This window comes from Flavobacterium sp. 9R, assembly GCF_902506345.1.
Classification (GTDB): domain Bacteria; phylum Bacteroidota; class Bacteroidia; order Flavobacteriales; family Flavobacteriaceae; genus Flavobacterium.
Map to the genome: position 1 here is coordinate 2,898,354 of NZ_LR733413.1, position 15,710 is coordinate 2,914,063.

13 protein-coding genes are annotated in these 15,710 nt (G+C 36.6%); 9 read left to right on the plus strand and 4 right to left on the minus strand.

The genetic code is table 11. The features are described 5' to 3' along the window. Positions 1–67: 67 nt before the first annotated feature. The 8 genes from FLAVO9AF_RS12890 (at position 68) to FLAVO9AF_RS12925 (ending at position 8,058) form a co-directional block, all read left to right on the plus strand. Complete coding sequence (locus FLAVO9AF_RS12890; RefSeq protein WP_159689518.1) at positions 68–1,222, plus strand: 8-amino-7-oxononanoate synthase; 1,155 nt, start codon at positions 68–70, stop codon at positions 1,220–1,222. A 419-nt stretch (positions 1,223–1,641) separates the two neighbouring features. Beyond that, positions 1,642–2,502 (plus strand): TraB/GumN family protein, encoded by an 861-nt coding sequence (locus tag FLAVO9AF_RS12895; protein ID WP_159689521.1) that lies wholly within the window; start codon positions 1,642–1,644, stop codon positions 2,500–2,502. A 7-nt stretch (positions 2,503–2,509) separates the two neighbouring features. Beyond that, on the plus strand, positions 2,510–3,013 hold the full coding sequence (locus FLAVO9AF_RS12900) for an RNA polymerase sigma factor (protein WP_024979839.1): 504 nt from the start codon (positions 2,510–2,512) through the stop codon (positions 3,011–3,013). Beyond that, positions 3,003–3,608, plus strand: coding sequence for a hypothetical protein (locus FLAVO9AF_RS12905; protein WP_159689524.1), 606 nt, complete (start codon positions 3,003–3,005; stop codon positions 3,606–3,608). Before FLAVO9AF_RS12900 ends, FLAVO9AF_RS12905 begins: the two co-directional genes overlap by 11 nt. A 275-nt stretch (positions 3,609–3,883) precedes the next feature. Continuing rightward, a complete protein-coding gene (locus tag FLAVO9AF_RS12910; protein ID WP_159689526.1) occupies positions 3,884–4,288 on the plus strand; it encodes a GxxExxY protein in 405 nt (134 codons plus the stop codon). 131 nt (positions 4,289–4,419) lie between these two features. Continuing rightward, complete coding sequence (gene bioD, locus FLAVO9AF_RS12915) at positions 4,420–5,037, plus strand: dethiobiotin synthase (RefSeq protein ID WP_159689529.1); 618 nt, start codon at positions 4,420–4,422, stop codon at positions 5,035–5,037. Positions 5,038–5,072: 35 nt separating this feature from the next. Beyond that, the gene (gene bioA, locus FLAVO9AF_RS12920) at positions 5,073–6,344 is read left to right on the plus strand and encodes an adenosylmethionine--8-amino-7-oxononanoate transaminase (protein ID WP_159691103.1); all 1,272 of its coding nucleotides are present in this window, start codon (positions 5,073–5,075) and stop codon (positions 6,342–6,344) included. A 559-nt stretch (positions 6,345–6,903) separates the two neighbouring features. After that, positions 6,904–8,058 (plus strand): beta-ketoacyl synthase N-terminal-like domain-containing protein, encoded by a 1,155-nt coding sequence (locus tag FLAVO9AF_RS12925; RefSeq protein WP_159689532.1) that lies wholly within the window; start codon positions 6,904–6,906, stop codon positions 8,056–8,058. Between the two features lie 721 nt (positions 8,059–8,779). On the opposite strand, the gene FLAVO9AF_RS12930 is transcribed toward FLAVO9AF_RS12925, so the two are convergent. Then, positions 8,780–9,274: a regulatory protein RecX gene (locus FLAVO9AF_RS12930; protein ID WP_159689535.1), complete on the minus strand. Its 495-nt coding sequence runs from the start codon at positions 9,272–9,274 to the stop codon at positions 8,780–8,782. A gap of 253 nt (positions 9,275–9,527) precedes the next feature. On the opposite strand from FLAVO9AF_RS12930, the gene FLAVO9AF_RS12935 reads away from it, so the two are divergent. Next, positions 9,528–11,684, plus strand: coding sequence for a hypothetical protein (locus FLAVO9AF_RS12935; protein WP_159689538.1), 2,157 nt, complete (start codon positions 9,528–9,530; stop codon positions 11,682–11,684). A 185-nt stretch (positions 11,685–11,869) separates the two neighbouring features. Here the strand turns inward: FLAVO9AF_RS12935 and FLAVO9AF_RS12940 are convergent, their stop codons facing one another. The 3 genes from FLAVO9AF_RS12940 to FLAVO9AF_RS12950 are packed head-to-tail and all read right to left on the minus strand — an operon-like array spanning position 11,870 to position 15,684. Next, positions 11,870–13,843, minus strand: coding sequence for a transglycosylase domain-containing protein (locus FLAVO9AF_RS12940; protein ID WP_159689541.1), 1,974 nt, complete (start codon positions 13,841–13,843; stop codon positions 11,870–11,872). 37 nt (positions 13,844–13,880) lie between these two features. Continuing rightward, complete coding sequence (locus FLAVO9AF_RS12945; RefSeq protein ID WP_159689543.1) at positions 13,881–14,453, minus strand: 5-formyltetrahydrofolate cyclo-ligase; 573 nt, start codon at positions 14,451–14,453, stop codon at positions 13,881–13,883. Further along, positions 14,428–15,684, minus strand: a complete 1,257-nt coding sequence (locus FLAVO9AF_RS12950; RefSeq protein ID WP_159689546.1) for a pyridoxal-dependent decarboxylase — start codon at positions 15,682–15,684, stop codon at positions 14,428–14,430. Before FLAVO9AF_RS12950 ends, FLAVO9AF_RS12945 begins: the two co-directional genes overlap by 26 nt. Between the last annotated feature and the right edge of the window lie 26 nt (positions 15,685–15,710).

The window sequence follows — 15,710 nt, forward strand, 5'->3', positions numbered from 1 at the left end:
ATTACTTGTTTTTATTAAATGACCAAAGCGAATTGTGTTTTTAAAAAAGTCCTTATTTTTGTTGACTATGAAACAGCTTCCTCAGCCTCTTGAACAAAAGTTAGCCGCCAGACAAGAGCAAAATGCGCTTAGAAAATTGCCTTTGGCTAACCAATTAATCGATTTTGCATCAAATGATTATTTAGGTTTTGCAAAATCGGAAGCTATTTTTACTGCCACTCACCAATATTTAGTTAATCATAATTGCATAATTAATGGAGCAACAGGTTCGCGATTGCTTTCTGGGAATCATACTTTGTATCCTACTACAGAAACTTTTGTAGCCGCTTTTCATCAAGCACCATCTGCTTTACTTTTTAACTCAGGCTATGATGCCAATGTTGGTTTTTTTAGTGCTGTACCTCAAAAAGGAGATTATATTTTGTATGATGAATTGTGCCATGCTTCTATACGAGATGGAATTCAATTATCTCATGCCAAAAGGTATAAATTCAAACATAATGATTTTGAAGATTTGGAACGACTTATTTTGAAGTTCCAGTCTCCGGAAAATCAGCATTCCACTACCATTTATGTAGTTACGGAAAGTGTTTTTTCTATGGATGGAGACTGTCCAAATTTAGAAGAACTGGTTCAAGTAACCACAAAACATAATTGCTATTTAGTTATTGATGAAGCACATGCGTTGGGGGTTTTTGGTGAAAAAGGAGAAGGATTGGTGCAATTTTTGGGTTTACAAGAGCGTTTTTTTGCACGTATTGTTACTTTTGGAAAGGGCTTAGGTTGTCATGGTGCTGTTGTTCTTGGCTCAGAGGCTTTAAGCAGTTATTTGGTCAATTTTGCCCGAAGTTTTATATACACTACAGGACTTTCTCCGCATTCGGTTGCAACAATTCTTAATGCTTATCAGGAGTTGGATGCTAAAGCAGCAGCAATTGGTGAATTGAAAGACCGAATTAATTTTTTTAATCAAGAAAAAAGTCGCTTCAGTTTGAAACCGCTTTTCGTTAGAAGTAAATCAGCTATTCAATCGGCAATAATTCCAGGAAATTCTAATGTAAAAGCCATTGCAAAACAACTTCAAGACAAAGGATTTGATGTAAAACCCATACTTTCTCCCACGGTTCCCGCCGGACAAGAGCGCTTGCGTTTTTGTTTACATAGCTACAATACCGAAGCTCAAATTTCGGAGATTTTACATTGTTTGTCTTTGCTTCTCTAAAAAAATTACACTTCATAAGTCTTGTGTTTTCTGGGTTTTTTGAAAAAAACAAAAAAATTTTGTAACGTTTTTATTTGTTGATTACTTACGAGTCGTAATCAAATAATTTAGCTATCGTTTTAATCATCAATCCAAAAAATCAAAACCCATGAAAAATGTAAAAACACAATCCCAAAACCAAATCTTTTATGTATTACTTTTTTTAGCTGGAATTAGCTTAGGTTATAGTCTAGTAAAAGAGTTTGTATTTGAGAAACCAGAAAACGGTTTATTACTAATCACTGCATGCTGTTTGTTAGCTAGTAATTCCTCAACAAAGAATAAATAGTAGGCTAAAACACAATCATCAATCAAATCAATCAAATCAATCAAATCATCATTTATCATTAATCAATCATCAATCAAAAAAATCAACAATCATGAAAACAATTAAAACACTTATTTTAGGTTTAGTAACGGTAGCAAGCTTTAGTTTTTCAACACAAGCACAAACCAAAAAAGCAAATGAAAATTCTTTATTATGGGAAATTTCAGGAAATGGATTAGCACGTCCTTCTTATGTATACGGAACCTTACACATGATGTGTGAAAGTGATTTTACCATCAAAGAAAAAGTAAAAAAAGCATTTGATAAATCAACTAAATTAGCCTTAGAGTTAGATTTTGACGACCCATCAGAAGTAAAAGCGATGCAAGAAATGAGTGTGAGCAAAGTAGCTTTGAATACTCTTCTGACCCCTGAAGATTATAAAAAATTAGATGTTCTTTTGAAAGAAAGGGTTGGAGCAGGAGCGAATCAATTTGAGCATACCAGTTTACATTCTTTGATGAGTATGATTATGTTTAAAGCATTAAATTGCAATCCAAAAATGTATGAATTTGAGTTTTTACAAATGGCTCAAAAAAGAAAGATGGAGATTTTAGGTTTAGAGAAATTTGCGACTCAATTTGCTGCAATGGATGCTACTTTTTCACCGCCAGTAATGGTAGAGCAGTTGGGTAATTATGATAAAAAATATTTCGATTTATTAACTCAAACCTATAAAAGTGAAGATTTAAAGGCCATTTATGAAATGGTTAATGACCCTAAATTTATGGATGAGAAAAGTAAACCTGTAATGTTAGACAACCGCAATAGTAATTGGGTTAAAGATATGCCAGCTATGATGAAAAACGAAAGTGTATTTTTTGCGGTAGGAGCAGCGCATTTAGGTGGAGAAAAAGGAGTGATTCAATTATTACAAAAAGCAGGATATAAGGTACAACCCATAACCAACTAATTTGACTTTGAAGACAAAAGAGCAAGAATTTTTATCCCGAATCGAGCAGCATAAAGGCATCTTGTACAAGGTTTCCAAAATGTATATGGACAACCGAGACGACCAAGAAGATTTGTTTCAAGAAATCATATGCCAATTATGGAAAGCCAATGATAGTTTTAAAGGAGAAAGTCAGTTTTCTACTTGGATGTATCGAGTAGCCATCAATACTGCCATTGTTTTTCTGAAAAAAGAAAAAAAGAAAGTAGACAAATACGAATTGTCATCTACTAATATTCCCGACGAAGAAGGAGATGCCGATATCAAAGAGCGGCAATTGGAACACTTTTATAGGGCCGTTCAAAAATTGGATAAGATAGACAAAGCGATTATTTTTTACCAACTCGAGGGATTTTCTCATAAAGAAATTGGAGAAAACCTAGGGATTTCAGAAGGAAATGCTAGAGTCAAATTAAATAGAGCCAAAGAAAAATTAAAAGAAATTATAAAAAATCAAGGATATGGATTTTAACGATATACAATCAGCTTGGAACAGCGAAAACACAAAAAATGTGGTTGTTCCCACTCAATTAGAGAAAGTACAACAAGCCAATACACCGCTGGATAAGATTAAGAAAAATTTGAAAAATGAATTTATTTATCAAATTGTATCAATTGTTTTTATAGGATTTGCGCCTTATTTAAATGGATTTCCAGAGCAAGCCATCACACCCTTTTATTTGTTGTTTAGCTTGTTTGTGGCGGTTAGTGCTTATTATCTAATTAAGTTGTTTATTTTTTATAAACGATTAAATAAGAAGACATTAAGTACTAAAGACAATTTATACGAAACCTATTTTGACATCCGCTTAAATATGGAACTCTACAAGACCTTTGGGTTTGCCTTAACACCGTTTATGATTTTGTTTTTGGTTGGGGTTTTATATTTTAAATTGCCTAATGGCGCGACATTATTTACCGATAGTACCAATAGTATAGCACTCTTTGTTTCGGTTTTGTTTAGTATGTTGTTCATGGGGGTAGCTTTAGAATGGTGGGTACACTATTATTATGGAAAATACGCCAAAGAAATCCGAACCGTTTTAGACGAGTTAAAAGAAGAATAAATAGTAAAGCAACTTTCGGGTTGCTTTTTTTGTGTTGCAATCATAGTGAACTTTGTAAATTCTTTGCGAACTTTAAATACAGTTTTTTTGCCACGGATTCAACGGATTTTACTGATTAGCACTGAAAATTACTTTTATATTTTGTGGTTTAATTTCAGGAAGTTTACCATAAATCGAAAAGATAATGGCTTATGGTTTTAAAAAAATAAAAAACATAAAGTTTTGTGGTTTATTTTTGTCACCGATTCAATTAATTTCAGATGTAAATTAAGTTTATGGCGGGATTATTACACAGAGGTATTACCGAAGCAATTTTAAAAGTTTATTATGAAGTCTATAATGAACTTGGTTCTGGATTCCTTGAAAAAGTATATCAGAATGCTATGTATTTTGAATTAAAAGAAAAAGGCTTTAAAGTCGAAGCTCAAAAACAAATTAAAGTATATTTCAAAAAGCAACTTGTTGGAGAGTATTTTTCAGATTTGTTAGTTGAAGATAAAGTGATAGTAGAATTAAAGGCAATTGAAATGTTGATGGATGTACATATGGCACAAATAATGAACTATTTAAAAGCAACTGAAATAGAAGTTGGATTGTTGCTGAACTTCGGCGAAGAGCCAGAATTTAAACGTGTTATATATACAAACGATAGAAAAGTTAATTTAAAAAATCAGCGATAATCCGTTCCATCCGTTTTATCCGTGGCAATTTAGAATATGAAATCGCCAATAACTAGAAGTTTGCGCAAGCAAACACCCATATATAAAAAGGCGATAACATATGTGACCGCTTAAAAATAAAATTTACACATATGAAATTATTTATTACAGGAATAGGTACTGATGTTGGTAAAACCGTTGCAGCCGCTATCATTACTCAAGCTTTAGAAGCCGATTATTGGAAGCCCATTCAGGCAGGCGATTTAGATCATTCTGATAGTCATAAAGTAAAGGCCTACGTGTCCAATCAAAAGACTGTTTTTCATCCCAACAGTTATGCTTTGCATACACCCGCAAGCCCGCATTATGCAGCCGAAATAGATGGAATCACCATTGATGTTACTCAGATTAAAGAGCCACTAACTGAAAATCATTTGGTGATAGAAGGCGCTGGTGGAATTTTAGTTCCTCTAAACACAACTAATACGATTGCCGATTTGATTCAGCCCGATTACAAAGTGATTGTGGTTTCCCGTCATTATTTGGGGAGTATCAATCATACGTTGTTGACTATCGAGGCGTTGCAAAACCGAAACATTGTGGTGGCTGGAATCGTTTTTTCTGGAGATGAAAATCAAGCAACCGAATCGATAATTTTAAGCAAAACAGGATTGAAATGTATTGGACGAATTAACCAAGAACCCTATTTTGATACGAATGTAATTGCAGAATATGCCGATTTGTTTCGAGAGCAATTATTGAGTTTATAATTATGAATACAACAAATATTCCTTCTTCTGAAACAATGAAGCTTACAGAAAGAGACCAAAAACATCTTTGGCATCCGTACACTCAACATAAAACAGCGGCTTTACCAGTCGGAATTGTCCGTGGCGAAGCGGCCTTATTGTGGGACGAAAGTGGTAAAGAATATATTGATGCCATTGCTTCTTGGTGGGTCAATCCGTATGGTCACTCGAATCGGTTTATTGCGGATGCGATTTATAAACAACTTACTACCTTAGAGCACGTACTTTTTGGAGGTTTTACGCACGAACCCGCTGTAGTTTTATCCGAGAAATTAGTCGAAATTTTACCTAGCAATCAGCAAAAACTTTTTTTTTCAGACAATGGTTCTACCGCTGTCGAAATTGCGATAAAAGTTGCTTTGCAGTATAACTTTAACCAAGGGATTTCAAAAACAACAATTATTGCTTTTGAAGATGCTTTTCATGGCGACACCTTTGCGGCTATGGCGGCGAGTGGAATTTCTTTCTTTACCGAAGCTTTTCAAGGAATGATGATTGATGTCGTTCGGATTCCTGTTCCAGTGCAAGGAAAGGAAGCGGAAAGTATGGCAGCTCTTCAAAAAGCAATCACCGATAAAAATTGTGCGGCTTTTATTTTCGAACCTTTAATACAAGGTGCCGCTGGAATGGTGATGTATGCACCCGAAGCTTTGGATAACTTGATTCAAATTTGCAAACAAAACCAAGTATTGACCATTGCCGATGAAGTGATGACTGGTTTTGGGAAAACCGGAAAAAACTTTGCCTGCGATTATTTGAAAACCTTACCCGATATGATGTGTTTGTCTAAAGCCTTGACTGGTGGAACTATTCCTATGGCGATTACGACTTTCACTACTGCCATTTTTGATGCATTCTATGATGATGATATCAATAAAGCCTTGTTTCATGGGCATACGTTTACGGCGAATCCAACGGGTTGCGCTGCTGCTCTAGCCAGCATCGAATTGTTACAAACCGAAACGATGCAGTCCAACATTCAGCGCATTCATCAACGCCATTTAGACTTTCAAAAGTATATAGCAACCCATCCAAAAGTGACCACTACACGAGTTTTTGGGGTAATTTTCGCTTTGGAAATCAAAACCGATGGCGCTGCCAGTTATTACGGCTCTTTGCGTAATACTCTTTATAATTTTTTTATTGAAAATGGGGTAATTCTTCGTCCAGTTGGGAATATAGTTTACATTTTGCCACCTTATGTCATTACCGATGCGCAGTTGCAGAAAGTGTATGAAGTGGTCGAAAGTGCTTTGGAAATCGTGTAGTTTTTAAACACGAATTCCACGAATTGATACAAATTGAAAAAAAATATAGACATTTTAACCGCAAGGCACGCAAAGGAAAATCGCAAGGTTCGCAAAGTGTTGTGCTTTTGGAAAAACTGTGTTTGTTTTTTCAATAATAGATAAAAAAATCCGTGTTAATCCGTTTTTATCTGCGTTATCCGCTTACCAATCAGGTTGTTAGTTTTAACCGCAAGGCACGCAAAGGAAAATCGCTATGTTCGCAAAGTGTTGTGCTTTTGGAAAATCTGTGTTTGTTTTTCAATAATAGATAAAAAAATCCGTGTTAATCCGTTTTTATCTGTGTCATCCGTGTTCCATTTTTTTAAGAGCCACAGAAACCAATGGATAAAATACACACCGATTGTCTTTCAATTTCAATCTGTGCAAATTTGTGCCATCTGTGTTTTATATTAAAAATCCGCGTCATCCGTGTTCCATTTATACGTATAGCTAAAATCAATTTGTATAGATTTTTAAATATTTTGTGGACTTTGTGTAATTCTTTGCGACCTTTGCGGTTAAATTACAATCGTCTATTTTGTCACAAATTATCTCTATAACCGCCTTGTCCTCCATTTCCCCTTTGGGCAATGACCCGAAGACCATTTGGGAAAATTATCAACATCCTAACACTTGTTTTTCTGAGCAGTTTTTAGACCATCAAAATACTTGCGTGGCTGCTTTGAATTCCGCTTCACAACAAGAAGTTTTGGCTTTACAACAAACGGATATAAAGTACAAATCATTGGATAAATCGGTGTTGTATGCTATGGTAGCTGCAAGAAAAGCGATGGCCCAGGCAGGTTGGGAAAAAGGAGGGAGTTTTGGTATCAACATTGGCTCTTCAAGAGGTGCCACCGATTTGTTCGAAAAACATTTTCAGGAATATTTAACGACGGGCAAAGCTCAAACTTTAGCTTCACCAACGACTACTTTGGGGAATATTTCATCTTGGGTAGCGCATGATTTGCAAACTACCGGTCCCGAAATTTCACATTCCATTACTTGTTCTACTGCTTTGCATGCTTTGCTCAACGGAGTCGCTTGGTTGCGAGCAGGAATGGCAAATCAATTTTTGGTAGGTGGTAGCGAAGCACCATTGACTGATTTTACGATAGGTCAAATGCGTGCTTTGAAGATTTATACTCAAAGTAAAGAAGAGTACCCCAACCGTGCTTTGGATTTGGATAAAAAGCAAAATACAATGGTTTTGGGTGAAGGTGCGGCAGTATGTTGTTTAGAATTAGGAAAGAAAGAAAATGCCTTGGCTTTTATTGAAGGCATTGGCTACGCCACAGAAATTTTGGAGCATAACATTTCAATTTCGGCAGAAGCCATTTGTTTTCAAAAATCGATGACAATGGCTTTGCAAAACACACCTTTATCCGAAGTAGATGCTATTGTAATGCACGCGCCAGGCACAATCAAAGGGGATTTGACAGAATATCGTGCCATTGAAAAACTTTTCGGAAAGCAGTTGCCACTACTTACTACCAATAAATGGAAAATAGGCCACACGTTTGGTGCTTCAGGAATCTTGAGTGTTGAAATGGCCATTTTGATGCTGCAACACAATCAGTTTATTTCCACTCCTTTTTTTAATCAAAATTCCGATTCAAGAACAATCCGTAAGGTGCTCGTTAACGCCGTTGGTTTTGGAGGCAATGCTGTTTCGGTGTTGTTGAGTTTGTAAAATTTGTTGAACTGTTTAATCGGTTAATGATTAATCGTTTAAAACTTTGCGTCCCTTGCGTAAATCTTCGCGCTCCTTGCGGTTAAATTTTTTGCCACGGATTTCAATGATTGAACGGATTTTAAAAAGAGTTTAATCGGTTAATGGTTAATTGTTTGAAGTTTTGCGCCCTTTGCGTAAATCTTTGCGAGCCTTGCTGTTAAATTTTTGCCACGGATTTCACTGATGGAACGGATTTTAAAAAGGGTTTAATCGGTTAAAACTTTGCGTCCCTTGCGTAAATCTTTGCGTTCCTTGCGGTTAAATCTTTTCACCACAAAGAAACACGAAGAAGTCACGAAGCCGCACAAAGTAAAAGTGTTCCAATTGTTGTAACGCTCAACCAAAACTTATATGCCCTTATTTGTCTTATATGGTTCAAAATACACAGCCTATTCAGAAAAACTTGGGTGACTTATATGTTTTTTCTTGTGAACTTAACGGTTAAATTTTGCACGCAGATTCCACAGATTTTAAAGAGTTAATTATTTAAATCTTTGCGTCCCTTGCGTAAATCTTCGCGCTCCTTGCGGTTAATTTTGCTACGGATTTCACTGATGAAACGGATTTTAAAAAGGGTTTAATCGGTTAATAGTTAATTGTTTAAAGCTTTGCGTCCCTTGCGTAAATCTTTGCGAGCCTTGCGGTTAAATTTTTAGCCAAAGATTTAAATTTTTAGTCACTATAAAAAATCCGCGTCATCCGCGTTCCTATGCTCCAATTCCTTTACTTTTTCATAAACTAAGTTACTCTCAAAACCACGACGAAGCATGTAATCACAAAACTTCTTCCTTTTTTTAAGCGCATTTTTTTCTGTAATGGATTGCCAATTCCTTTCTGCTAAAGCATTAAAAGTTTCCAAGTATTCCTCGACTGAGATTTCTTTTAAGGCAAGTGTAATCAAGGTGTTGTTGATGTAGCGCATTTTGAGTTCGTTAGTAATACGAATTTTTCCCCAGTGTTTGATGCGGTGTTTGCCACGGGCAAAACTACAAGCAAAACGAGCCTCATTCAAGAAGTTCTGTTCGATAAGATGCACAATAAGTTGGTCTATTTCTTGGGGTTCTAGGTGCATGCTTCTCAATTTGGTTACCACTTCTTCGTGACAGCGCTCTTGATAGGCGCAATACTGTTCTATTTTGTGTTGAGCTTGAAGAAGGGTGAGTGCTGCTGCCATCTTGTAATTGTTGGGTTTGTAGGTCTTTTGCTTACAAAAATAGCGATTTATACCCACATAACTCCCTTTGATAATTTTAGTTAGGATTGCCTAATTACAAAAATGAATTTTTAAGCGCTATAAATGAAGCTTTTACTTGTGTTTTAGCCAATATTGGTTACTTTTGCGTTTAACTTACTTGGGTAAGCGCAATCTTTGTATTTGGTTTAACGTTTTTTCAAGTTTTGTTTTTAAAATTTCTAAACATTTTTTTATGAAAAGAATTTTACTTTTTGCAGATGTATTGATGATTCCTACTAATCAAAGAAAAAGATCAAGGGGTTTAAGAATAGGGTTGAACAGTGTTTTTATTGGTAAAGCTTTTTCTTATATGCTTCTGTTTTTTCTAATTTTATTTTCTACAAAAAACTATGGGCAGTGCGCTTATCCAACAGGCGCTACACAATTTGGCAGTACTATAACTTATTGTATTGATAATTCTGGAACTATTTCAAACAATGTTCCAGCTGGAAGGTTTGTACTTTTAAATGTAATTCAGGGATTTACTTATCGGTTTCGCATAAATAATGTTTTTGGAGGGACTGATCCCAATGAAATTGTTTCAATTTATAACGCTGCAAATAATAATGGGTTAGCTACTTCAGCTGGTAGTGGAGGTGTTGATTTTAACTGGACAGCTACCTTATCAGGACAAGTAAAAGTCTTAATTTCTAGAGGAGGAACTGCTCCTAGCGGTTGTGTTAATGATGGTTCTGGACCTGCTAGGTTGCAAATTAATTTAACCTCTATTGGAAATAATATAGACAGTCAAACTGCATTTGGTACTAATACATGGCGAGGACACATTTATAATGCTGGCGGAAGTACACCAGCGCCTTTTACTAATGCTAATTATGCTGGATATTATGATATAGCGTCGGAGACTATAGCTGAAGGTTTCGGTGGTGATACTGCTTGTTTTTCTGTTCTCTCACAGGGTAGTCAGAGAGCTACTATGTACACCGAGGGTTATGCGGTTAGATATCGAATGAAAACGACAAGATCTGGTTGTTATTTTGTAAATTTTAGAGGTGATGATGGAATTCGACTAACGCTTAATGGCACTTCTGTATTTGATAGATGGGTAGAGCAAGGACCAACAAACTATAGTAGTGTTTTGGTTCGTTTAGATGGTGATGACGATTTTGTGTTGGATTATTATGAAAATGGAGGTCAAAATGAAGTAGGGTTCTCATTGACCCCATTTGATGCAAATGCAAATACCATAACGGCACCAACAACAGTAAATTTATGCTCTAATGGTAATCCTTCCGTTATTGAAGGTTCATTGCAGTACAGTTCAGCGGATGCTACTTTCCAGAATCCTCAACTTAATTTTCAATGGCAACTATCAACAGATGGTGGTGCATATGCAAATATTTCTGGAGCAACAGGAAGAACTTACGATCCACCCGCTATTGCAAATGCAACTTCTGCAAACATTGTAAGGAGATTTAAAAGGTTAGTCACTTTAAATACTGCAAATGTTCCAGATATCAATGGAGTAAGAACTAATTGTTTGTATAATGAAAGTAATGTTGTAACTATTACTACTTCGCCTGCAACGCCAGCAACACCTGGAACAATATCTGGAACTACTGGTCAATGTCCTGCTGTTACTGGTCAAGTTTATTCAATTGCTGCTGTGACCAATGCACTTTCTTACACTTGGGCAGTTCCTACAGGTTGGTCGATTACCTCAGGTCAGGGCACCAATAGTATTACTTTAACTACAGGCTCTGCTGGTCAGAATGGTAATGTAAGTGTCACGGCAACAAATGGATGCGGGACTAGTACTGCGAGAACTTTGGCGGTAACGGTAAATGCAGCACCAACGATTGCAGCAATTTCAACACCAGCAGCATTGTGTTCAGGAGGTTCGTTGAATCCAACTGCTCCGACAGTTACCGCTAACGGTTCAACAGTTACCGCCTCTGGCTGGCAATTAGAGACAGCTGTTGCAAGTGGCACCTATTCAAATTTGACAGTTCCTTATACGGTTGCATTTGCAGACAATGGAAAAAGAATCCGATATTATGCTACCAATACTTGTGGGACTACCAACAGTAATGTTGTAACACTAACAGTAAATGCAGCACCAACGATTGCAGCAATTTCAGCTCCAGCCGTATTGTGTTCAGGAGGTTCGTTGAATCCAACTGCTCCGACAGTTACCGCTAACGGTTCAACAGTTACCGCCTCTGGCTGGCAATTGGAGACAGCTGTTGCAAGTGGCACCTATTCAAATTTGACAGTTCCTTATACGGTTGCATTTGCAGACAATGGAAAAAGAATCCGATATTATGCTACCAATACTTGTGGGACTACCAACAGTAATGTTGAAAGTCCTAATCGGGGCATAAGTAGCTAACTTTGATCGAAGAGAAGGTTCACTTTGTCAGTTTGGTTGTTGATTAAAAGTAATTTAAATTTATTTAGCAAATCTAAAGGATTGTAGTGGAAATCCTTATGGCCCGGGGTTCGGGGCATAAGATTGCATCGGAAAGCGGGACCGTTGTTTCCTGAGAAAGCCTATTTTTTCTGCTCTTAATTATTTTAAAATTCAAACGGCAATTCTGTGGCCAAGGAATCAACCGGGATTTGTGTACTGTCTGGCACTCGCAGTTTGATGAATGATTTGGCTTGACCGGTAATGAAGAAAGGTTTCGATTTGTAGATGGAATCCTCTGGCGCAAGTAGGCCTCGTCTGTTCATTAGATTGGTCAGGTACAATTGCTGTTTTGTGGCATAGTCTTTCAAGTTACCTTCGTCATTGAATTGGTACATAAATTTGCGAGGACTCGGGATGATTCTAGCCAAGTACAAACATTCGTTCAAGTCTAATTCGGCAGGTGTTTTTTGGAAATAAAAACGACTTGCCTCGCCAATTCCGTATACATCTGGCCCCCATTCGATGATATTGAAATACACTTCGAGCATTCGCTCTTTGCTTACCACTCGGTTGTTTTCGAGGATGTAAACCAATAAAATTTCTTCTAATTTTCTAGACAAGGTTTTTTCGCGGGTCAAGAATACATTTTTGACCAATTGCATACTGATGGTACTCGCACCACGAGCAAATTTTTTGGTTCGAATGTTTTTGATAATCGATTGTTTGAAGGCTTCGTTGATGAAACCTCTGTGGTGAAAAAAGGAAGGGTCCTCGGTAGTGAGCACACATTTTTGTAAATAGGGCGAAATTTGGTCCAAAGGGGTGTAATCCGGATTTTCTGTTCCTACTTGAATTGGGCGCTGCAATACGTTTTTGATGATAGCTCGGTACACAAATTCGCCATTGAGTTTCGTTAAATTGGCTTTGCCGTATTTGGTAATTCGGAGGTTTTCTTTATTTAATTTGCTATCAAAAACCAGTTGATACGGTTTATTTTTATTGAATTTAAAATCCAAGTTGTATTCAAAATTGCCTTGAGCTTCCATCCCTTGGAAGTTCGTAAATAAACCATCAGGAAGCGAAACAATGAAATCTTGTGCCTTCATTTTTGGGATGCTTACTTGCAATTTATAGATGGTATCCGATTCGGTTTCGTAAGCCATATACGGATTCAATTTTATTTTGTTGAGTTGCAGTGTTGAGCTTTTATCAATAGAAATAAAGTCAGAACCCAGAAGAAAACGGTAGTCAAAACGCGCTTTTTTGATTACTACATCTTTGTTGGCAATTTTGGGGTGATTTACGTGCAAATTGGTTATGGTAGCAAAACCATCTAAATGGAATTCGCCCATCGTTTTTTCGATGTTGTCAACATTCAAATGAATCGAATCAAAACTCGATTTGAGATTGTAGCGCTCGTCTACATAAGGCAAACGAATGGCGCCAGTATCTTTATTGAAAATGCGAATATCGGCTTTTCTGTTTCTTGGGTCGGCCAAGCCTTTCATACTCAGATGTTGCTTGAAAGTACCCGTTTCTACCGTGATTAAGGAGTTGAGCTCTTGATTGTCTAAAGTTAGTTTTTCGATATCGATAATTGCTTTTTTGCCATTATCGTCAATCTTGAAAGCTAATTTTTCGATGCTCATATCTGTTGGAACCAAGTTGAGCAGTCTCGAAATCATTCGGTAAGCTGTTGCGGCATAATCGGTTTTGCTATCGGAGTTTTCTAGATTGAGTTCTTCATCTTTCTTTAAAAAAGCATCAAAATTTTTGACCTTTCCTTTTTTCACCAATTGAATGTATCCTTCTTTTAGTTCCAAAGATTGCAATTGAATGTTACCAATAAAAAGATTCCAAAAGCTTATACTGGTTTTCAGTTTTTTGATATTCAAAAGGGTATCAGCGTTTTTTGGAGCTAGCACTACATCGTACAAATCGATACCGTTTAATCCATCAAAAGAGGCTTTTTTTACGGTAAAGTTACTGTTGTATTGTTGCGTCATTTTGGTCGAAACTTTATCTAACGCTTGGTTTAAAAGCGAGTCTCTAAAGAAAATAAAACCGCCCACCACGAGTAGTAGTACAGCTAAAAGTATTTTGGCTGCCAAAAGCAGTTTTTGTTTGTTTGTTCTCATATCACGGTTTTCACTTCGGGTGCAAAAGTATCTTATTTTATGTTAAGATAAATTTAAAAATGCTGTGCGGGCTTACACAATAATCCAATTGAATATCATTCTCAAAAACATCATTTATTTGTTCTTCGGGTTCAAAGAATGATAGGCCAATTTTTAAAGTTTCGGGAGAACATTCGGAGAGAAATTGGTCATAGAACCCTTTGCCATAGCCTACTCGGTTACCCAACTTGTCATAGGCTAATAAAGGTATAAACACCACTTCTATTTGTTTGGAAGGAATGGCAATACCAGAGACTGGTTCTGGAATTTGATACTCGTTTTTAACGATTTTGGTGTTTTCTGTCAATAAAAAATGCGTCATTTTTCGGGTCTCAAAATCGCTTTTTGACAGAATGATTTCTTTGTCTTTTCCAGCTAAAATGTGTAAAAGATATTCGGTATTGATTTCCTTTTGGGGTTCAATAGGTAAAAAAATATGAAAATAGGTTTTGTCCCAAATAGGAAGCGATAAAGCTTGGTTGGCGATTTCCAAGCTCATCGATTCTATGTCATTTTCACTAAGTGCTTTTCTGAGTGCTTTGTATTTAAGCCGTAATTCCTTTTTCAACATGCATAGTTGCTTTTAATTGGGCTATAAAAGTAGTCAAATGTTCGACTTCTACATGGTCCATAAGCACTATTTTGTACCATTTGTTTTCAGCGTTGTGTTGTTGGGGTACCAAATCAAATCTTTCAGCTAAAGCATGATTAATGTTTTTTGCGTCAATGGTTACAATGTTCATAAAAGGTTCACGGAAATACGGAATGTTGAGTTGGTCCAATTCATTGCATAAAAATTGTGTACGCATTTGCAGAACGCTTACTTTTTCGAACCAACCGTGATGACCATAAGCAAATAAAATCATCCAAACTGCTACGGCATTAGAACCCGAGCGACTTCCGCAAAGGGTTAAATCCATACCTTCTACATACTCGGCTTCTTTAGTCAAGACATTTTCTATTAACCCTTTTCGGCAAATAAAAATCCCTGTGCCATAAGGCGATTGCAGCATTTTATGCGCATCGATGGTGATAGAGCTAATTTTTGGATTACTAAAATTAAGGGTCGATTGAGGATTGCTGAACGGATAGACAAATCCACCGTAAGCCCCATCAATATGGAGTTTGTATTCTAAATGGTGTTTTTCGTAAAGCGCACAATATACTTCGGGATTATCTACAGAACCGAACATAGTGGTTCCCATATTCGCAACGGTAATAAAGTATTTTTTGCCTTTGTTTTTGGCATCGATTAGCAATTGTTCCAATGCATTTGCATCGATTTCTCTTTGATGAAAAGAAACAGGAACTTTAATCCAATCGAGCATTAAAACATTGGAGCCTTTGGCAATGGAGTAGTGCGTATCTTCAGAAGCAACGATGGCAATTTCGTTAAGTTGCGCTCCTTTTTGGTTCATAAAATAATTGCGATACATCCAAATGGCCTGAATATTCGCCTCTGTTCCACCTGGTGAAATATAGCCATCGTAGGAATTGGGTACGGCTTTGAAAATATCGACCGCAATTACATCTAGCACTTCACGCTCTATTTGTTGGGTTCCTTTGAATGCTTTTTCTGAGGTGCCCAAGGTATGGCAACCAATATGATTAGGATTGGCTACATAGGTTTGCAGAGTGGGAGCTTCTTTCAAAAAAGGCGCATCGTCATAAAAAACTTTTCCGTCCAATTTTGAAGCTGGATACCCCAAAGAAATATCTTTAGAAAAATTTACATTTTCTTCTAATGCTTTTTGAATGCGCTCTTTGCGTTCTTTTTGGTCTAATTTTTTCCAGTGCAACATACCTCTATTTTTTCTACAAAGGTAAA